The organism is Nocardia anocheti (assembly GCF_029675105.1).
GTDB lineage: Bacteria > Actinomycetota > Actinomycetes > Mycobacteriales > Mycobacteriaceae > Nocardia.
Genome location: NZ_JAQQFV010000003.1, coordinates 549,093 through 567,363, shown reverse-complemented (window position 1 = coordinate 567,363; position 18,271 = coordinate 549,093). Strand labels below are relative to the sequence as shown.

Here is an 18,271-nt window from a genome sequence, read left to right as displayed (position 1 = left end):
ATGGTTCTGGAATCGCGAGACGAGGACATTCATGAGCGCGGACACACCACGCTGGCAACAGCTTCGGGAGCAGGCCGAGGGCGTCGCGACCGACGAATTGGACCAGCTCTGGACGCGGCTACGTCCCGCGCGTGCCGAGGACATCCTGGGCGAATGGCGCGGCGACGCATTTCAGACCGGCCACCCGCTGTGCCGGGCGCTGCCCGCCAGCCGCTGGTACGGCAAGAACTTCGTCGCGCTCGATGACGCCAAGCCGCTGATCTGTCGGGCCGAGGACGGCTCGCTGTTCTCGAATGTCGAACTGGGACAGGGCGAGGCGACGCTGTGGAACATCGAGTTCCGCGGTGAGGTCACCGCGACCATGGTCTACGACGGTCGCGCGGTGTTCGACCACTTCAAGTGGCTCGACGACCACACGCTGATGGGCATCATGAACGGCAGGCCCGAGCTGGTCCTCTCGCGCGGCGCGTACTTCTACTTCCTGCTCGAACGGGTCGGCTGATGCGGACCACGGCCGTGCTCTCCCGCGATCCGGCGGCCGGATTCACGGTCGAGCCGGTCGAGATCGACGACCCGAGGGCCGGGGAGATCCTGGTGCGGGTGGTCGCGGCCGGGATCTGCCACACCGACCTGGTGAGCAGGCGCGCTGGTGCCGCCGACCGGCCGATCCTGCTGGGGCACGAGGGTGCCGGGGTGGTCGAGGCGGTCGGCCCGGACGTGCGTTCGGTGCGTCCCGGCGACCATGTCGTGCTGACCTTCCGTCACTGCGGCGCCTGCGCCAACTGCCTCGCCGGTCGGCCCGCCTACTGCGTGCGCGCGACCGCGCTCAACCAGTTCGGCCGCCGCGCCCATGACGCCCCACGGGTGCACCTCGACGGCATCCCGGTGCTGGACGGGTTCTTCGGACAGTCGAGCTTCGCGGGCTACGCGCTGACCACCGAGGACAACACCGTCGTCGTGGATCCCGCGATCGATCTCGCCCTCGCGGCGCCCTTCGGCTGCGGATTCCAGACCGGGGCTGGCGCGGTCCTCAACGTGCTGCGCCCCGGCGCGGGCGACCAGTTGGTGGTGTACGGGGCCGGTGCCGTCGGAATGGCCGCGCTGCTGGCCGCCCGGACCGTCGACGGTGTGCGCGTGCACGTCGTCGAGACCTCCGCCGAGCGGCGGGCTCTCGCCACCGAACTCGGCGCCGAGACGGCCATCGACCCGGCCGGGGAATCCACCGTGGACCGGGTCCGCGCGGTCACCGACGGCGGTGCCACCCACGCGCTGGACACCACCGGCCGGGCCGAGGTGCTCGGGGAGGCGGTGGCCGCGTTGACCATCGGCGGCGCGGCAGTCGCGGTCGGCCTCGGCCGGGGTATTCCGCCGATCGACCTCGGCGATCTGGTGCTGCACGGCAAGACCGTGCGCGGGTGCCTCGAGGGCGACAGCGTGCCCGCCACCTTCCTGCCGTTCCTGCTCGAACTCCTGGCGAGTGGCCGCTTCCCGGCCGAGCGCCTCGTCGCTTGCTATCCACACACCGACATCGATACCGCGCTGGCCGAGCAACGCGCCGGACGCGTCGTCAAGCCGGTCCTGACCTGGTGATCACATGACGATTATCGATACCGACTTCCTCGGCACGGAGACCCCGGCCGACGCGGTCGACCCCCGCGCCGACCTCGGCACCGCCCGCACCCAGCGGCGGCTCGTCGCCCTGCACGCCGCGCGCGACGTCTTCGTCGCCCACGGCTACCACGGCGCGAGCATGGACGAGATCAGCGCCCGCGCGGGCATGAGCAAGCCGGTGCTGTACACGCACTACGCCAGCAAGCTGGATCTGTATCTGGCGGTGCTCCAGGTGTATCTGGACCGGATGGTCGACGGGATCCGCGACGCGCTCGCGGTGTCCACCGGCCACGAACAGAAGGTGCGCCGCGCGGTCCTGGCCTATTTCGACTTCGTCGACGAGGACGCGGGCGGCCACACGCTGGTCTTCGAATCGGCGGTGCCGAGCGAACCCTGTGTGCGCTGGCGGGTGCGCAACGCGATGGGGGAGTGCGCGGTGCTGGTCAGCGCCGAACTGCGCGCGGCGGGCATGGACCCGACCCGCGCCTACGCGTGCGCGTTCGGCCTGGTCGGTGCGAGCCATTCCGCCGCGCGGCACTGGCTCGACGCGGGTCGTCCGATTCCCAAGGGCGAGGCCGTGGACGTGGCCGTCGCGCTGTGCTGGAACGGCCTGTCGGGCACCACCCGGCGCTGACCCGTCAGCGGACGGGCAGCGGGCTCCCGTCGAGCAGGTGCTCGGCGGGCAGCTGACCCGTCAGCACGGCCAGCGCGCGCTTCCAGCGGCGCAGGATCGCCTCGCGCTCGCCCAGGGTGCCGGTGAGCATGGCCGTCATCGACAGGCCGGTGAGCAGATCGATGGTGAACTCGATCAACACTTCCGCGCGCGGATCCCCGGCATAGGCCTCCCCGAGCACCTCGGCGTAGAGCGTGCGCATCTCGGTGAACACACGCCGTTCCTCGTGCACGAGCCGCTCGCGCAGTTCGGCGTCGGTGCGTGCGGCCACCCACAGATCCAGTGCGGTGAAGAAGGCCGGGCTGTTGAGATCGCGCCAGGCCAGGTCGACCACCGACTGCAGCCGGTCGCGGCCCGGCGCGAGCAGGTCGGCCTCCTGCCGGAACTTCTCCAGGCGCAGGTCGACCACCCGGGTGGTGGCGGCGATGAGCAGTTCGGCGCGAGTGGGGAAGTGGTGTTGCACGGTGCCACGGGCGAGCCCCGCGCGTTCCTGCACCGCGCTGACGGTGGTTGCCGCGTAACCGCTTTCGAGCAGGCACTCGGCCGTGCAGGCGAGAATGCGCGCGCGCGTCGACTCGCGGCGCTGCGCCTGGGTGCGGCGGGGCTGTTGCACGGTCATCCGAGAAATCGTACGCCTCGACGACAAGTTTCAGGAATGTCGCCAATATTGGCACGCCGCCAGCTATTGACGCGGAACAATGGAGCTGGTGCAATCAACAAACCGTACGCAGTAACTGTTTTCTGGATGAAGGGCTGCGATGACGCAGATCTCCCATACCCGCCGGGGCAGTGGCCCGCCGATGGTTCTGGTCCACGGGTTGGGCAGCCGCTGGCAGGTCTTCGGTCCGGTCCTGGAGCGACTCGCCGAGCAGTACGAGGTGATCGCCCCGGACCTGCCCGGCTTCGGTGCGTCCCCGGTGGAACCGGGCCTGCGTCCCGGCCCGCGCGGCTACGCCGAGTGGCTGACCGGCTGGCTGGCCGACCTCGACATCCGCGATCCGCACGTGGTCGGCAGCTCGATGGGCGGCGGCATCGCCCTCGAACTGGGCCGCTCGGGCGTGGCCAGCGCGGTGACGGCGTTCTCGCCGGTGGGCTGCTACGGCACCGCGGGTCTGCGCTGGACGCAGGGGCTGCTCACCGTCATGCGCGGGGTCGCGCGGGTCGCGGGACCGGCGCTGGATCGGGCCGTGGAGTATCCGGCGGGCCGGGTCGCGCTGCTGTCGTCGATGTTCGGCCGACCGACGCGGGTCGACCCGGCCGCCGCCCGGCTCGACCTGGCCGGATTGGCGAACGCGGCGTCCTTCGCCGCCGCGCGTGACGATTTCGGCACCTATCACCTTCGTCCCGGCGATCCGCTCGGCGCGCTGACCGAGATCCCGGTGACGATCGCCTGGGGCACGCGCGACGTCGTCCTGACTCACCGCACCCAGAGTGCGCGCGCTCGGGCGGCGTTGCCCTTCGCCCGTCATGTCGATCTGCCCGGCTGTGGGCACCTGCCGTTCGCCGACGACCCGGACACCTGTGTCCGGGTGATCACCGAGGGAGCCGTATGAAACCGTCCATCGCCGTCATCGGGACCGGTTTCGGTGGCCTGGCCGCCGTGATCGAGTTGAAGAAGCAGGGTTTCGACGACATCGTCGTGTTCGAGAAGGCCGACGACGTCGGCGGGGTGTGGCGCGAGAACACCTATCCGGGCGCCGCCTGCGATGTGCCCTCGCCGTTCTACTCCTACTCGTTCGAGCCCAATCCGCGCTGGCCGCACCGGTTCTCGCGGCAACCGGTGATCCTCGACTACATCCGCGGCATCGCCGACAAATACGACATCCGCCGCCACATCCGCTTCGGTACCGAGGTCACCGGCGCCACCTTCGACGACGACACCGGCCGCTGGAGCGTCGAGCTCGGGGACGGCGAGACCGTGGTGGTCGACGTGCTCGTCTCCGCCGTCGGCCAACTCTCCCGGCCCGCCCTGCCGGAGATCGCGGGCCGGGACAGCTTCACCGGCACCAGTTTCCACTCCGCGCAGTGGGATCACGACGTCGACCTCACCGGCAAGCGGGTGGCCGTGATCGGCACCGGCGCCAGCGCCATCCAGTTCGTCCCCGAGATCCAGCCGCTGGCGGCGAGCTTGACGGTGTTCCAGCGCAGCGCGCCCTACATCATCCCGCGCCCGGACCGCGAGTTCGGCCCTCGGCACCACCGGGTCTTCAAGGCACTACCCGTGACCGAGCTCGCCGAACGCGCCACCTGGTACGGCGTGGTCGAGGGCCTGAGCCTGGCCTGGGTCTACGCCAAGCCGCTGGCCGCCGCGATCCGGCGGATCTCGCGCTGGCATATGCGCAGGCAGACCGCCGCGGTGCCCGGCCTGTTCGAGAAGTTGTGGCCGGACTATCCGATCGGCTGCAAGCGGATCCTGTTCTCCGACAGCTACCTTCCCGCGCTGGCCCAGCCCAATGTCGAGGTGGTCACCGACCGGATCGAGGCGATCACCCAGACCGGGGTGCGCACCGCCGACGGCGTGGACCACGAGGTCGACGTGATCATCTGGGGCACCGGATTCACCCCCACCGAATTCCTGGCCCCGATGACGATCACCGGCGCCGGAGGTCTGGCGCTGGAGAAGGAATGGCGCGCGGGCGCCCACGCCTACTACGGCATGACCGTGCCGCGCTTCCCGAACCTGTTCATCATGTACGGCCCGAACACCAATACCGGGGGCGGCTCGATCATCTACTTCCTCGAGGCACAGGCGAAATATCTGGGCCGCTACGTCGCCCATCTGGCGGCGACCGGAAAACCCCTGGCGGTGCGGCCCGAAGTGGAACAGGCCTACGACGCCCGCATCCAGGCCGAGCTCGGCGGCAGCGTGTGGAGCCAGTGCTCGTCCTGGTATCGACAGGCGGACGGCCGGATCACCACCAATTGGCCACTGTTGGGCATCCAGTACAAGCAGCAGGCGAGGTTCGATCCCGCGGACTACGAGGTGATGGCGTGATGACCGAGTACGACTACGACGTGATCGTCGTCGGATCCGGATTCGGCGGCAGCGTCTCGGCGCTGCGGCTGACCGAGAAGGGCTACCGGGTCGGCGTGCTCGAGTCCGGCCGCCGCTGGAACGCCGAGGACTATCCGAAGACCAACTGGAACATCCCCAAGGCCATCTGGGCGCCGCGCCTCGGCCTGACCGGCCCGCAGCGCATCAGCGCGCTGGGCAAGTGCCTGGTCTTCAGCGGAGCCGGAGTCGGTGGCGGCTCGCTGATCTACGGCAACACCCTCTACGAGCCGCTGCCGGAGTTCTACGGTGACCGCGCCTGGGCCCACATCACCGACTGGAAGAGCGAACTCGCCCCGTACTACGACCAGGCCAAGCGCATGCTCGGCGTGGTGGAGAACCCGCGCATCGGCCCGAAGGACGAGGTGCTGCTGCAGGTGGCGCGGGATCTGAAGGTCGCCGACACCTTCCACCGCACGCATGTGGGCGTGTTCTTCAACGAAGGCGACGAGGGCGTCGAGGTCGAGGACCCCTACTTCGGTGGTGCGGGTCCGCGCCGGGCGGGCTGCATCCACTGCTCGGAGTGCTTCACCGGCTGCAAGCACAACGCCAAGAACACCACCACGCTGAACTACCTGCACCTGGCCGAGAGCAAGGGCGCGCAGGTGCATCCGCTCACCACGGTGACCTCGGTCGCGCCGGACGGACACGGTGGCTACCTGGTCGAGACCGTGCAGTCCAACGGCTGGATCCGCAAGCGGCGCCGCACCTTCACCGCCGGGCAGGTGGTGTTCGCCGCGGCCGCGCTGGGCACCCAGAAGCTGCTGCACAAGCTGCGCGAGGACGGGACATTGCCGCAGCTCTCGCCGCGCGTGGGTGAGCTGACCCGTTCCAATTCCGAGGCGATCATCGGCGTCACCAGCAAGTCGCGTCGCGACTTCTCCCAGGGCGTGGCGATCACCTCCTCGATCCATCCCGAACCGCAGACGCACGTGGAGGTGTGCACCTACGGCAAGGGGCAGAACGCGCTGTTCCTACAGACCGTCCCGATGGTCGACGGCGGCGCCTTCCGCTTCCTGCGGCTGCTGCTGACCATGGTGCTGCACCCGTTGCAGTTCCTGCGCTCGCAGAACGCGCACGGCGCCTCGGAACGCTCGGTGATCCTGCTGGTCATGCAATCGCTGGACAACTCGCTGACCTCCTATCTCAAGCGCGGGCGACTGGTGACGAAACAGGGTGGCGGCGAACCGAATCCGGCCTGGATCCCGCTGGCCCACGACATCGCCCGCCGCTACGCCGCCGAATCCGACGCCATCACCGGCAATATCGCCACCGATATCTTCAACATCCCCGCCACCGCCCACTACATCGGCGGCTGCGTCATCGGCGACTCACGCGAGACCGGCGTGATCGATCCCTATCAGCGTGTCTACGGCCACCCCGGTCTGCACATCGCCGACGGCAGCGCGATCACCGCCAACCTGGGCGTCAACCCGTCGCTGACCATCACCGCGCAGGCCGAACGCGCGATGGCGTTCTGGCCCAACAGGGGTGCGGCCGACCCGCGTCCCGCGCTGGGGTCGGCCTACGAGCGCATCAGTCCGGTCGTCCCGGACCAGCCCGTCGTCCCCGCCTCGGCCCCCGGCGCGCTGCGCCTGCCCGCCTGACCACGAAGGACACCATGAGCATCGAGAGTCTGACCGCGCTCGAACCCGCGTGCACGCGCGCGGAGGCGCTGGGCCTGTTCGACAGCCTGCCGCCGGTGCGGGCCAGCGAGTTGACCGGGCGCTGGCACGGCCGCGAGCTGGGCACCGGCCACCCGATGGACGGCGCGCTGGCGGCCTCGGGCTGGTACGGCAAGCAGTTCGACGGCACCGAGCGGGTGCATCCGCTGCTGTTCCTCGACGCCTCCGGCGAGATCTTCGCCGTGGACCCGCGACGGGTGCCGCTCGGGCTGGTCGGCACGGTGCCGCCGTCGCTGGTGGCGCGGGGCCGGGGCCTGCTGCGCGTGCTGAAACCGGCGCTGCGGACCCGGCGACACCGGGCCCGGCTGCGCGAGGTGGAGCATCGCGGGGTGGTGACCACCGCCATGGTCTACGACCATCTGCCGATCATCGATGTGTTCCGCCGCGTCGACTCCGACACCGTGCTGGGGCTGATGGACTTCCGGGACAGGCCCGAACCGTATTTCTTCGTGCTGGTCCGGGATTGAGTCAGTCCTCGAACTGGCGGCGTTTGTGGTCGCCGAAGGGTTCGTCACGCTCCCGGACCGCCTCGCGGAAACCGGCCGTGGCCGAGCGTAACTGGAAGGCGTAACCCTCGCGCGTGTGTCGGGAGATGCCGTCGAAGACAGTGCTGATCATGCCCGAATTCGCCACCCCCTGGGCGTTGAGCGCCGAGTTGAGGGCGAGCTTGGCCATCATCAGCTGATTGACCGGCATACGCGCGATCCGGGCGACGAACTCCTCGGTGCGCTCGTCGAGTTCCTCGGCCGGACACGATTGCACCGCCAGCCCCCACTGCGCCGCCTGCGCGCCGCTGATGCAGTCGCCGGTGAACAGCAGGCGCTTGGCGCGCTGGTCACCGAGCCGGTGCGCCCACATGCCCGCCGCCGCCCAGGGATTGTGGTTGATCGCCTGGGCGACCGGGTCGACCGTCGTGCCGGTGACATCGTCGCGGCCGGTCTCGGGATCGATGCCGGATTCGGCGAAGATGTCCAGGTCGTAGCCGCCGCAGAAGCCCTTGCCGCGCCCGGACACCAGGATGACGTGCACGCGCGGGTCCAGATCGGCCCGCTCCACCGCGTGCGCCAGGTCCAGGGGCGTGTCGGCGGTGATGGCATTGCCCTTGTCGGGCCGGTTGAAGGTCAGCCGGGCGATGCGGCCGTCGCGCTCGTAGGTGAGCGTGGGGTAGTCGTGCGTGTCGGGCGGTGCGGGACGGTCCTGCCAGGGAGATCCCGGCGTCTCGGTCCAGCACAGTTGCTGGTGGAGCGCGGGCACGCCGCGCTGACCACCGTCGCCGTGCAGAACGCCGCCGGGGTGAGCCGGGGCGCGCTGCTGCACCACTTCCCGACGATGAAGGCGCTGACCGCGGCCCTGGTCGCCCATCTGGTCGAGTGCAACGAGGCGGGCACCCGCGCGACCGTCGCCCGGATCCCGGCCGACACCGATGCCGTCGACCGCGCGCTGCGCGTGCTCTCGGAGACCTTCGCCGCCGCGCCCGCGCTGGCCGAACAGGAATTGTGGGCCGCGGCGCGGACCGATCCGGAGCTGGCGCGGGTGCTGTGCGCGGCCGAACGGCAGGCGGGGCGGGACCTGTTCCGCGTCGTCGACGGGCTCTTCGGCGCCGAGATCGTGGCCCACCCGAACTATCCGGCCGTGCGCGAATTGACCGTCACCGTGCTGCGCGGCCTGTCCGTCGCGCGCCCGCTGCGGACCTCGGCCCACTCGGAGGCGGCGATTCTCGCGCAGTGGGCCCAGGTCGCGCGGATGTTGCTGGATCGATCCTGACGCTTTCGGTCGGATGGGGGTACACCTGAGATAGGGACCACCGACCCACCGGAAAGGGGGCTTAGGCCATGGACGCCACGAGCCTTCCCCATCAGCACAAATTTCCCGATACCGAACGCACCACCCGCTCGCACGCCGGTGAATCCATCCAGGACTCGCTCAACTGGCCCGGACTGCTGCTCATCGGCGTCGGGATCGTGCTGCTCGCGGCGACGCTGACCGCCGCCGGATACGGCTTCGTCGGCTGGACGATCCTGGCTGGGGTGCTGTGCGCGGTGAGCATGCTCGCCGGGATCGCGATCGTGCTCGCCGAGCACCGTCGCATCAAGGTCCACGAAGGGCTGCACCTGACCGATCCGTGCGGGCACTGATCGGCGAACGTTCGGGCACGCGCCGGGTGGCGATGACGCGTGCCCGGAACACCTTCCCCATCTGACTATTCTCAGATAAAGTCTGCCTGGTCGAAAGTCGACAGTGGAAGGTGGCAGACGATGACGGCGACAGCGGTCAAACAGCAGGTGCTCGAGCTCGGCGGAGCGTTCATGATGTCGCGCGAGGCGCGGGCGTTCGGCGAGTCGACCGGTGTGCCGGGGTTCCATCCGGGCTATACGCGCGGGCGCGGTGGGGTGCTCGGCGCGGTGGACGCCGACGTCGTCACCGCGGCCTTCGGCTTCTTCGCGCCGGATTGTGTCCGGACGGCGTGGGAATCGGTGCCCGTGCCCGCGCAGGACGCGGCGGCGGGCTATCTCGCCGCCTGTCAGGACTTCGGACGACGCAGACTCGCCGGTTTCGAGCAGGCCGACCGGCTGGCCGAGCTGCTGCGACGGGTGATCGAGGCGGCACCGGCGGCGGGGCTGTCGCTGTTCGCAGGATGGCGGGCCATGCCGGTGCCCGCCGACGGTCGCGCCGCGGCCCAGCAGGCGACTCATGTGCTGCGTGAACTGCGCGGCGGGCTGCACCTGACCGCGATCCTCGCCCAGGGGCTCACCCCGTTGCAGGCGATCCTGATCGCGGGCTCGCCGGTCTCCGACGGGCCCACCCATGCCGCGCTGCTCGGCTGGCGGGACCCGTTCGAGCCGATCACCGAGGACCATCGGACCCGCTGGGCGGCCGCCGAGAAACTCACCGACGAACTCGTCGAGCCCTGCTTCGAGGTCCTCGACGAGGGCGAGCGGGCCGAACTGGTGGCCCTGATGACCGAGGCGCACCGGGTCGCGCTGACGCGCTGAGCCGGTTCAGGATCCGAGGACGTCGCGCCCCCGGCCCACGATCAGCGGGTCGGCGGTGCCGACGACCCCGGCGTCCTTGTTCGCGTACTCGAAACCACCGAGCACATGCCGCATGGCATTGAGCCGCGCGCGTTTCTTGTCGTTGCTCTTCACCACGATCCACGGCGCGTGATCGGTATCGGTGTGCTCGAAGTTCTCTTCCTTGGCGGCGGTGTACTGGTCCCACTTGTCCAGGGAGGCCAGATCCATCGGTGACAGTTTCCAGTGCCGCACCGGGTCGACCTGGCGGATGGCGAAGCGGGTGCGCTGCTCGAGCGGGGAGACCGAGAACCAGAACTTCACCAGATCGATGCCGTCGTCGACGAGCATCCGCTCGAACAGCGGCACCTGCGCCAGGAACCGCCGATGCTGTTGCGGCGTGCAGAATCCCATCACCCGCTCCACCCCGGCCCGGTTGTACCAGGACCGGTCGAACAGCACGAGCTCGCCCGCCGCCGGGAGATGCTGCACATAGCGCTGGAAATACCACTGGGTGGACTCGCGCGCCGAGGGCTTCTCCAGCGCCACCACCCGCGCGCCACGCGGGTTCAGATGCTCCATGAAGCGTTTGATCGTGCCGCCCTTGCCCGCGGCGTCACGACCCTCGAACACGATGACCACGCGCCGCCCGGTCGCCTTCACCCAGTTCTGCAACTTGAGCAGCTCGATCTGCAACAGCCGCTTGTCGAGCTCGTACTCCGCGCGCGAGAGCCGTTCGCCGTACGGGTAGCCCTCGCGCCAGGTGTCCACGACGCGGCCCTCCGGATGGGTCAGCAGGATCGGATCGTCGTCGTCGGTGTCGTCGACGGTGAACGCGGTGGTGTCGGCGAGATCCACGGCCGTGGCGAGATCGGCGATCTCGCTGAGGTCGCGGGGGATCGGGCCCAACTGGACATCGGTCATCGGTCGGACGCTAACGGGCGGGCGTGTCCGGCAGATGAACGCACGGTGTGGCGCTGGCCGACGACCGGGCCCGCGTGCCGCACACTGTGTTCTGGTTCACGAGGCAACCCGTGCGGCGGCGCCGTGCGGCGGTGGAGAGGACGACGCCATGCAGGATGGGGACTCCGTGGAGGAAGGCGCCTCGAACAACCGCGTCGTCCGGATCGCCTCGGTCGCGGCCCTGGGCGGGCTGCTGTTCGGCTACGACAGCGCGGTGATCAACGGCGCGGTCGCCGCGATCCAGGACGAATTCGACGTCGCCGACGCGGTGCTCGGCTTCGCGGTCGCCTCGGCACTGCTGGGCGCGGCGGCGGGCGCGATGACGGCGGGACGCATCGCCGACCGGATCGGGCGCCTGAAGGTGATGCGGATCGCCGCGGCGCTGTTCTTCATCAGCGCGATCGTCACCGCCTTCGCCCCGGACGTGTGGATCCTGGTGCTGGGCCGCGTCATCGGTGGTCTCGGTGTCGGCGTGGCCTCGGTCATCGCGCCCGCCTACATCGCCGAGACCGCCCCCGCGCACATCCGCGGCAGGCTCGGCTCGCTCCAGCAACTCGCCATCGTGCTCGGCATCTTCCTGGCCCTGCTGGTCGACTTCCTGCTCGCCCACATCGCGGGCGGTGCCGCCGAGATGCTGTGGTTCGGGTTGGAGGCCTGGCGCTGGATGTTCCTGTCGATGGCGATCCCCGCCGTGTTCTACGGCGTACTGGCCACCACGATCCCCGAGTCGCCGCGCTTCCTGGTCGCCACCCAGCGCATTCCCGAGGCGCGCCGCGTGCTGACGCTGCTGTTCGGGCAGAAGAACCTCGAACTCACCATCGGTCGCATCCAGCACAGCCTGGAGAGCGACACCAAGCCGTCGTGGCGTGATCTGCGCAAGCCCGGCGGCGGGATCTACCCGGTGGTCTGGATCGGGTTGATGCTCTCGGTGTTCCAGCAGGCGGTCGGCATCAACGTGATCTTCTACTACTCCAACATCCTGTGGGAGGCCGTCGGTTTCGAGGAATCGCAGTCCTTCCAGATCAGCGTGTTCACCTCGGTGGTCAATATCGCCACCACCATCGTGGCGATCATGCTCATCGACAAGATCGGGCGCAGGCCGCTACTGCTGATCGGCTCGATCGGGATGACGGTCACCCTGGCCACCATGGCGATCTGCTTCGGTGGCGCCGACCAGGTGCCCGATGCCGACGGGGTGCTCGAGCCGCAGCTCAACGGGGCGCTCGGGCCGATCGCGCTGGTGGCGGCCAATCTGTTCGTCATCTTCTTCGGGATGAGCTGGGGACCGGTCGTCTGGGTGCTGCTGGGTGAGATGTTCCCCAACCGGATCCGGGGCGCGGCGCTGTCGCTGGCGGCGGCCGGGCAGTGGGCCGCGAACTGGGCCATCACGGTCACCTTCCCGAGCCTGAAGACCTTCTCGCTCGGCTTCGCCTACGGCATGTACGCGGCGTTCGCCCTGCTCTCGCTGCTGTTCGTCGCGCGGTTCGTCCCGGAGACCAAGGGGATGTCGCTCGAGGACATGGACGCCGCGGCCGGATACGAACACCCCACCACGCGCGCCTGAGGCGGCGGATTCGGCGGTCGCGCTGCGCCGAGGGGACCGGTGTGCTTCTATCAGGTCGGTTGTCCAACTGGCACACGATCCAGAAGGTGAGCATGCACGAGCAGTCCCCGATCGGCATCGGCCGTCGCGAGGTCCTGGCGGGCGCGGTCGGTGCCGTCGCCGGTCTCGGTCTCCTCGGTCTGACCCCCGCGGCCGCCGTTCCCGCCGAGGTCCCGAAGTTCACCGCGCCCACGGGCGGGCAGGTGCGCGTGCTGGTCACCGGTGACGCCGGAACCGGCACCCGCACCCAGTGGGCGGTGGCCGACGCCGCCCGCGCCTTCCACGCCCGCGAACCCTTCTCCCTGGCCGTCGGCCTGGGCGACAACATCTACGAATCCGGTCCGAACGGCCCCGACGACGTCCAGTTCGCCACCAAGTTCGAGGACCCCAACACCGGCCTGGACTTCCCCTGGGCGATGGTGCTGGGCAATCACGACACCAGCGCGGTGTTTCCCGGTGACGGCGGCTGGCTGGCGCGCGGCAACCACGAGGTCGCCTATCACGCGCGGTCGTCGCGCTGGTGGATGCCCAGCCGCTACTACTCGGTGCGGGTGCCCGAGCAGAACCCGGTGGTGGAGTTCTTCGTCCTCGACATCAACCCGCTCGCCGCCTACATCCCGCCGCTGCTGGACCCGTACTGGTCGGTGGACGGCCCGTACATGAACGCCCAGCGCGCCTGGCTCGACGGCGCGCTCGCCGCGTCGACCGCGACCTGGAAGATCGCCTGTACCCACCAGCCCTATCTCAGCAACGGCCCGCACGGCGACGCGGGCAACTACGAGGGCCTGCCGATCGAACCGCTCAACGGCGTGCACGCCAAGCGCTTCTTCGAAGACCATGTGCTGGGCAAGGTCTCGTTCCTGCTGTCCGGGCACGACCACACCCTCCAGGTCCTGGAACCGACCGCGGCCTGCAAGGGCACCCGCCAGATCGTCTCCGGCGCCGCGGCCAAGACCTCCGGCGGCCACGGTTCCTCGGCTACCTCCGGCCACCCCGCCCTGTTCGACACCCAGAGCGAGTTGGGCTTCATGGTCATGGACCTGACGCCGGACACGGTGAACCTGCGCGTGGTCACCGTCGACCCCGCCACCGGTACCGGCACCCAGGTCTTCGACCGCCGCCTGGCCTGACGCCCGGGTCACCCCACTTGCGGGCGGGCCCGCCGCAACACCTCGTCCTCGGTGAGGGCGCTGGCCGGATGGTGGCTCAGGCACATCGGTGTCGCGAGCTTGCCGAAGCCCGCGCCCTCGGTAGCACCGTAGAAGCTACCCGCCGCCAGCCGGGCGACATCGTCGATGCGTCCGCCCTTCGCCCTGGCCAGTTCGGCGGCGGCCTGGATCTGGACCGGGGCATTGAGCAGGCCGAAGAACTGGGTGGCGGCGTTGCCGGTCACCAAGTTGTGCAACGCCTTCGGCGCCTGCGTCGCGTAGACCATGCCGAGGCCGTACTTGCGGGCCTGGGTCGCGAGCTTCAGCGTGCTCTCGGTGGAGGCCGTGCTGCCGCGAGCCGGGACGAAGGTCTGCGCCTCGTCGAGCACCAGCAGCCCGCCCAGTGGGCGATCCCCGGCGGGGTGGCGTTTGATCCACGCGAACAGCGCCAATTGCAATTGATTGACGAAGGTCTGGCGTTGCTCGTCGGTGGGCAACCCGATACAGCTGATCACCGAGACCCGGGCGCGCTTGCCCGCGGCGGGGGTGAGCAGCATGCCGGGATCGAGGCGCACACCGGCCCCGCCGAAGACCGGATCGTTGATCATGGCCGCCTTGAGTTCCTCGGCCATCCCCGCGGCGAGGCGGTGCGCGTCGCGGATGGTGCTGATGTCCTCGGGCAGATCACCGAGCAGCGTGACGAATTCACCGAGATCGCTGCCGCCGTGCCGGGCGAAATGCGTCAGCGCCTCGGTGAGTACCGCCTTGCCGGTGGCGATCCGGCGCGCGGTGAGTCCGGCGCGGGGGACCAGGCCCGCGACCGAGGCGTCGATGGAGGTGCGGAACTCGTCGGGGTCGTCGAGCACACCGCTGAAGTCGGGCAGCGGGTTCAGGGCGAGCGGCCTGCCCGCTTCCCGGCGCGGGGTCCAGACCACCACGTCGGTTCCGGCGAAGTATTGATCGGCGCGGGCCACGTCGCCGGGGCTCCAGCCGGTCGGTGGGGTCGGCCAGGGGTCGCCGAGGCGGGCGAGATCGTTGTTGCTGTCGATGAGGATCGAGGACACGCCGTGGATCGCCGCCTCCTCGACCAGTCTGCGCAGCAGCACGGTCTTGCCCGAGCCGCTGCCCGCGAACACCGCGGTGTGCTTGCGCAGCAGGACGAGCGGGACGGTGAACGGTGCGCCGTTTCCGGCGCGGTGGCCGAGCAGGACCGAGGCGGGGGCCTCGTCGTCGACGAGAAGGGTGACCGGTGTCGATGGTGGCGCACCGGGATCCGCCGGTGGCGGTGGCGCGATCACGGGCGCGACCGGATCGAGATTCGCGCCGACCGGCTTCGCGAGGAGATCGGAGACGATGACCGGTGGAGTGCGGACTTCGCGCTGCTCCGCGACCGATACCAGGCCCAGGACCTCGGTCAGCAGGCGGGACCGGCTCGCCGGGCGACGCACCGCCAGCCAGCTCGAGAAGCCCGGCGTCGCGGCGGCCGACATCGCCGCCAGCGCTGCGAAGGTCCGGACGTCGTCCTCGCACAGTGGCACGGTCACCCCGTGGGCCGAGTCCAACTCGGCCAGCGCGGTCTTGGTGACCGGCCCACCGGAGAACGGGGTGTTCCGCACGATGACGAGGTGGCGTTTCGGCGCCTGTTCGTGCAGGCCCGCTTCGAGAATCGCCGACCGCAATCGGGTGAGCACGGCACGCGGGTGGGGATGGCCGATGGCCCGGAATCCCCAATGCTCCTCCGCCTCACTGGCCTCGTCGAGGGTGCGACGCAGGCGCGCGTGCAGGGCGGGTCGCACGATGGTCGACCGGTCGACGGTGAAGTCGGCGCCGTCGACACGCTGTTCGAGGGCGTAGATGGTGAGCGCGGCGGTGAGCAGCTCGGCCATCCGCTCGTCCTCGTGCCGGGGGTCGAACGGGGTCACCGTGTCGGCGGCCGCGCGCAACCGCGCGAATTCGTCGTCCAGGGCGGACAGTTCACGGGCCGCGGGGACGACGACGGCGCCGCGATCGCTGGCGGTGCGGAAGTCGGTGAGCTCGGTGACCTCGTCGGCGGCCAGGCAGTCGCGCACGTGCTCCTCGACGCGTTGCAGCAGCCGTCGCGGGGTGAAGTGCGCGAGATCGGTATCCTCGAACGCGACCGGCGGCACCGGCCAGGTCGGATACGGTGGCGTGAAACCGATCTCGCCGTACAGACTGCCGAGATGCCCCTCGACAATGGCCGCGGCCACTTCGGCGCCGGGCAACTTGGTGGCGAGTTCGAGCACCGTGAACCGATCGGCCGCGGAGTTCACCCCACGGTTCTTGACCAGCTCCCACGAGGTCGGGAGGCAGGCCGCCACGATGATGGTGCGCGTGGTCTCCTCGCGCATCGACATCAGCCCGTCGGCGAGCCGGTTGGCCAGGGAGTCCGCGTCGATCCGATCCGATTGGGCGATCACGCTGTCGATCTGATCGATGGCGAGCACGACCGGTCCGGTGAGGGCGAACAGCCGCGACAGCTGCTGGAAGATCAACTGCGGCACGCAGTGGCGTTCGCGGAAGCCCCAGGCGCTGCGCTCGGTCTCCTCGATACCGTCGGCGAGCACGAGGAAACTGTGCCCGATCTCGCGCAGCGCGCCCTTGGCCTGATACAGCACCAGCGCGCGCAGGGTGTCCTGGCACTGCTGGACCACCTGGACATCGAGATCCTCCACCCGTCCGAGGAATTCGTCGAGGTCCTCGCGGGTCACCGGCAGGGTGCCGCGCAACCGCATCCGCAGCTCGCCCCCGCACCCGCTGCGTTCGGCGAGCACGCCGAGCATGCGGCCCAGCTGTCCACCGTCGGCGCCGAGCAGCTGGCTGACGATCCCGTGCACCGCGCCCGCCCAGAACGATTTGCCGTCGATGAGTTTCGGCATGAAGAACGCGCCACCGCTGTCCTGCACGTGTCGTCGCAGCCACCCGAGCATGTGGGTTTTCCCGACACCGCGTTCCCCGCTGAGCACCAGACCCGTCGGGATGCTGCGCGGTCGGGTGACGGCCGCGTGCACGGCGCGGGTGATCTCGCCGACGGCCCGCGGGTGCAGCCCATCGACGTGGTGGCTCAGCGGGCTCCAGATCTCGTCGGGTCCGAGCGCGCTGCTGAACTGGATCGAGGCGAGGGCGAGGTGGTGTTCCTCGTTCACCGTGCCGCCTCGATGGTGAGCAGATGTCGGGGCGTGCCGCCCAGGACGACGGCCGCGGCCAGGTCGTCCTCGGTGAGGGTCTTCTGATCGGCTTCGGACCGGACATGGACGCCGTCGCGTCGCGCGAGCAGGCCCAGCGCGCGATCGAACTCGCCGCGGGGCAGGCCGTCGAGCCGCGCGCGCAGTACCGCCAGCCGCACCGGCGCGCCGCTGCCCTGGGTGACGTGCGCGTAGGCCGCCTCCACCTGACCCGCGACATCGGGCGGGAACAGTTCGGCCAGCGCGTGACCGGTGTCGCCGAGGTAGCGGCCCAATCCGGCCAGCACCGCGTAGAGCGCGCCACCCGCCGGACCCGACCGCGCGGGCCGTTCGGCGCCCAGCTCGGCCGTGCAGCGGACCGCGCCCGCATCGGTGAGCTCGTGGACGTAGGCACGATTGACCAGCGTGCTCTCGACCAGACCGAGATCGTTGAGGTTGCGGCGGTACCTGCCGTCGAGCTTGAGACCGGCGATGGCGGACAGCTCGGCATTGGTGAGCTCGCGCGCCTCGGCCATCAGGACGAGCAGCACGCAGCGCTCGGTCAGCGTCAACCGATCCTCGGACATGGACGTCCCCGTTTCTTTCCTGTGGTGTGTGACCAGTGGTGCGCGCGGGTGGTGTCCTGTCAGCCGACCGGGAACGGCGTGCTGGCCCCTGTGACGAGGACACTCTAGCCAATACCCAAGCGGCGGTTGGCGTTTCCGGAACATGCCGTTCGGGTATGGCACGCGGGGCCTTCGCGTCACGCCGAGCGCAAGGGTGTCGGGCGCGGATCGCCGTCGATAGCCTCCGGGCATGACAAGTCAGCTGGTTGATCTGAACGCGATTTCCGAGGCGACCGCGCGGGCGGTGGCGACCGATCCGGCCGCGGCACAGGTGGTGTTCCGGGCGTCCGGGACGCCGACCGGGACGGTGGGCAGCGAGATCAGCGCCCGCTCTCACACGGTGCGGGTGGACGAGCCGCCGACGCTCGGTGGCGCCGACGCCGAGGCGAATCCGGTGGAGGTGTATCTGGCGGCGCTGATCTCCTGCCAGGTGGTGACCTACCGGTTCTGGGCGCAGCGGCTGGGTGTGACCGTGGACGACCTGGCGATCACCGCCGAGGGCGATCTGGACGTGCGCGGATTCTTCGGCCTCGACGACTCGGTGCGACCCGGCTTCCAGGCGGTGCGGGTCAACGTGCGGATCACCGGGCCCGAGACGGCCGAACGCTACGCCGAGTTGCAGCGCGCGGTGGACGCGCACTGCCCGGTGCTGGATCTGTCGACGGGCGCGACCCCGGTGACCACCACGCTCGAAACGGCCTGACACACCACGTGCGC

At 69.9% G+C, this 18,271-nt stretch carries 18 protein-coding genes; 13 read left to right on the top strand and 5 right to left on the bottom strand.

The features are described 5' to 3' along the window. Positions 1–31 precede the first annotated feature (31 nt). The 3 genes from QC180_RS10180 to QC180_RS10170 are packed head-to-tail and all read left to right on the top strand — an operon-like array spanning position 32 to position 2,245. Positions 32–502: a DUF4334 domain-containing protein gene (locus tag QC180_RS10180; protein WP_278262396.1), complete on the top strand. Its 471-nt coding sequence runs from the start codon at positions 32–34 to the stop codon at positions 500–502. Continuing rightward, a complete protein-coding gene (locus QC180_RS10175) occupies positions 502–1,590 on the top strand; it encodes an NAD(P)-dependent alcohol dehydrogenase (protein ID WP_278262395.1) in 1,089 nt (362 codons plus the stop codon). Before QC180_RS10180 ends, QC180_RS10175 begins: the two co-directional genes overlap by 1 nt. A gap of 4 nt (positions 1,591–1,594) precedes the next feature. Beyond that, positions 1,595–2,245, top strand: coding sequence for a TetR/AcrR family transcriptional regulator (locus QC180_RS10170; RefSeq protein WP_278262394.1), 651 nt, complete (start codon positions 1,595–1,597; stop codon positions 2,243–2,245). Between the two features lie 4 nt (positions 2,246–2,249). Here QC180_RS10170 and QC180_RS10165 read toward each other — a convergent pair whose 3' ends face one another. Further along, complete coding sequence (locus QC180_RS10165) at positions 2,250–2,903, bottom strand: TetR/AcrR family transcriptional regulator (RefSeq protein WP_278262393.1); 654 nt, start codon at positions 2,901–2,903, stop codon at positions 2,250–2,252. 139 nt (positions 2,904–3,042) lie between these two features. Between QC180_RS10165 and QC180_RS10160 the strand changes: the two genes are divergently transcribed. Genes QC180_RS10160 through QC180_RS10145 form a run of 4 tightly spaced genes read left to right on the top strand, consistent with a single transcriptional unit; the run spans position 3,043 to position 7,488 of the window. Then, positions 3,043–3,837, top strand: coding sequence for an alpha/beta fold hydrolase (locus QC180_RS10160; RefSeq protein ID WP_278262392.1), 795 nt, complete (start codon positions 3,043–3,045; stop codon positions 3,835–3,837). Beyond that, entirely contained in the window at positions 3,834–5,279 is a 1,446-nt protein-coding gene (locus QC180_RS10155) for a flavin-containing monooxygenase (RefSeq protein WP_278262391.1), read from the top strand. Before QC180_RS10160 ends, QC180_RS10155 begins: the two co-directional genes overlap by 4 nt. Then, entirely contained in the window at positions 5,279–6,943 is a 1,665-nt protein-coding gene (locus QC180_RS10150; protein ID WP_278262390.1) for a GMC oxidoreductase, read from the top strand. The genes QC180_RS10155 and QC180_RS10150 overlap by 1 nt, the downstream gene beginning before the upstream one ends. Positions 6,944–6,957: 14 nt before the next feature. Further along, complete coding sequence (locus tag QC180_RS10145; protein ID WP_278262389.1) at positions 6,958–7,488, top strand: DUF4334 domain-containing protein; 531 nt, start codon at positions 6,958–6,960, stop codon at positions 7,486–7,488. A 1-nt stretch (position 7,489) separates the two neighbouring features. Here QC180_RS10145 and QC180_RS10140 read toward each other — a convergent pair whose 3' ends face one another. Beyond that, complete coding sequence (locus QC180_RS10140; RefSeq protein WP_278262388.1) at positions 7,490–8,275, bottom strand: enoyl-CoA hydratase-related protein; 786 nt, start codon at positions 8,273–8,275, stop codon at positions 7,490–7,492. Here QC180_RS10140 and QC180_RS10135 point away from each other — a divergent pair. The 3 genes from QC180_RS10135 (at position 8,261) to QC180_RS10125 (ending at position 10,014) form a co-directional block, all read left to right on the top strand. After that, positions 8,261–8,785: a TetR family transcriptional regulator gene (locus QC180_RS10135; protein WP_278262387.1), complete on the top strand. Its 525-nt coding sequence runs from the start codon at positions 8,261–8,263 to the stop codon at positions 8,783–8,785. The two genes, QC180_RS10140 and QC180_RS10135, sit on opposite strands and share 15 nt — an antisense overlap. 68 nt (positions 8,786–8,853) lie before the next feature. Beyond that, complete coding sequence (locus QC180_RS10130) at positions 8,854–9,156, top strand: hypothetical protein (RefSeq protein ID WP_278262386.1); 303 nt, start codon at positions 8,854–8,856, stop codon at positions 9,154–9,156. A gap of 120 nt (positions 9,157–9,276) precedes the next feature. Further along, positions 9,277–10,014, top strand: a complete 738-nt coding sequence (locus QC180_RS10125) for an SCO6745 family protein (protein WP_278262385.1) — start codon at positions 9,277–9,279, stop codon at positions 10,012–10,014. Between the two features lie 6 nt (positions 10,015–10,020). Here QC180_RS10125 and ppk2 read toward each other — a convergent pair whose 3' ends face one another. Next, positions 10,021–10,956, bottom strand: coding sequence for a polyphosphate kinase 2 (gene ppk2, locus QC180_RS10120; protein ID WP_278262384.1), 936 nt, complete (start codon positions 10,954–10,956; stop codon positions 10,021–10,023). 148 nt (positions 10,957–11,104) lie between these two features. Here ppk2 and QC180_RS10115 point away from each other — a divergent pair, with 148 nt between their 5' ends. Both QC180_RS10115 and QC180_RS10110 read left to right on the top strand, forming a co-directional pair. Beyond that, entirely contained in the window at positions 11,105–12,559 is a 1,455-nt protein-coding gene (locus QC180_RS10115) for a sugar porter family MFS transporter (RefSeq protein ID WP_278262383.1), read from the top strand. 92 nt (positions 12,560–12,651) lie between these two features. Continuing rightward, the gene (locus tag QC180_RS10110; RefSeq protein ID WP_278262578.1) at positions 12,652–13,728 is read left to right on the top strand and encodes a metallophosphoesterase; all 1,077 of its coding nucleotides are present in this window, start codon (positions 12,652–12,654) and stop codon (positions 13,726–13,728) included. Positions 13,729–13,736: 8 nt separating this feature from the next. Here QC180_RS10110 and QC180_RS10105 read toward each other — a convergent pair whose 3' ends face one another. Both QC180_RS10105 and QC180_RS10100 read right to left on the bottom strand, forming a co-directional pair. Next, complete coding sequence (locus tag QC180_RS10105; protein WP_278262382.1) at positions 13,737–16,910, bottom strand: ATP-binding protein; 3,174 nt, start codon at positions 16,908–16,910, stop codon at positions 13,737–13,739. Next, positions 16,907–17,515 (bottom strand): NAD(P)/FAD-dependent oxidoreductase, encoded by a 609-nt coding sequence (locus QC180_RS10100; protein ID WP_278262381.1) that lies wholly within the window; start codon positions 17,513–17,515, stop codon positions 16,907–16,909. Before QC180_RS10100 ends, QC180_RS10105 begins: the two co-directional genes overlap by 4 nt. A gap of 229 nt (positions 17,516–17,744) precedes the next feature. Here QC180_RS10100 and QC180_RS10095 point away from each other — a divergent pair, with 229 nt between their 5' ends. Continuing rightward, complete coding sequence (locus tag QC180_RS10095; RefSeq protein WP_278262380.1) at positions 17,745–18,257, top strand: OsmC family protein; 513 nt, start codon at positions 17,745–17,747, stop codon at positions 18,255–18,257. Positions 18,258–18,271: the final 14 nt, after the last annotated feature.

Bases quoted from the DNA above. Each gene is read 5' to 3' on its own strand.
- QC180_RS10110 (WP_278262578.1), top strand. From the start codon at position 12,652: ATGCACGAGCAGTCCCCGATCGGCATCGGCCGTCGCGAGGTCCTGGCG.
- QC180_RS10175 (WP_278262395.1), top strand. From the start codon at position 502: ATGCGGACCACGGCCGTGCTCTCCCGCGATCCGGCGGCCGGATTCACG.
- QC180_RS10100 (WP_278262381.1), bottom strand. From the start codon at position 17,515: ATGTCCGAGGATCGGTTGACGCTGACCGAGCGCTGCGTGCTGCTCGTC.
- QC180_RS10165 (WP_278262393.1), bottom strand. From the start codon at position 2,903: ATGACCGTGCAACAGCCCCGCCGCACCCAGGCGCAGCGCCGCGAGTCG.
- QC180_RS10125 (WP_278262385.1), top strand. From the start codon at position 9,277: ATGACGGCGACAGCGGTCAAACAGCAGGTGCTCGAGCTCGGCGGAGCG.
- QC180_RS10180 (WP_278262396.1), top strand. From the start codon at position 32: ATGAGCGCGGACACACCACGCTGGCAACAGCTTCGGGAGCAGGCCGAG.
- QC180_RS10150 (WP_278262390.1), top strand. From the start codon at position 5,279: ATGACCGAGTACGACTACGACGTGATCGTCGTCGGATCCGGATTCGGC.
- QC180_RS10130 (WP_278262386.1), top strand. From the start codon at position 8,854: ATGGACGCCACGAGCCTTCCCCATCAGCACAAATTTCCCGATACCGAA.
- QC180_RS10145 (WP_278262389.1), top strand. From the start codon at position 6,958: ATGAGCATCGAGAGTCTGACCGCGCTCGAACCCGCGTGCACGCGCGCG.
- QC180_RS10160 (WP_278262392.1), top strand. From the start codon at position 3,043: ATGACGCAGATCTCCCATACCCGCCGGGGCAGTGGCCCGCCGATGGTT.
- ppk2 (WP_278262384.1), bottom strand. From the start codon at position 10,956: ATGACCGATGTCCAGTTGGGCCCGATCCCCCGCGACCTCAGCGAGATC.
- QC180_RS10155 (WP_278262391.1), top strand. From the start codon at position 3,834: ATGAAACCGTCCATCGCCGTCATCGGGACCGGTTTCGGTGGCCTGGCC.
- QC180_RS10115 (WP_278262383.1), top strand. From the start codon at position 11,105: ATGCAGGATGGGGACTCCGTGGAGGAAGGCGCCTCGAACAACCGCGTC.
- QC180_RS10170 (WP_278262394.1), top strand. From the start codon at position 1,595: ATGACGATTATCGATACCGACTTCCTCGGCACGGAGACCCCGGCCGAC.
- QC180_RS10095 (WP_278262380.1), top strand. From the start codon at position 17,745: ATGACAAGTCAGCTGGTTGATCTGAACGCGATTTCCGAGGCGACCGCG.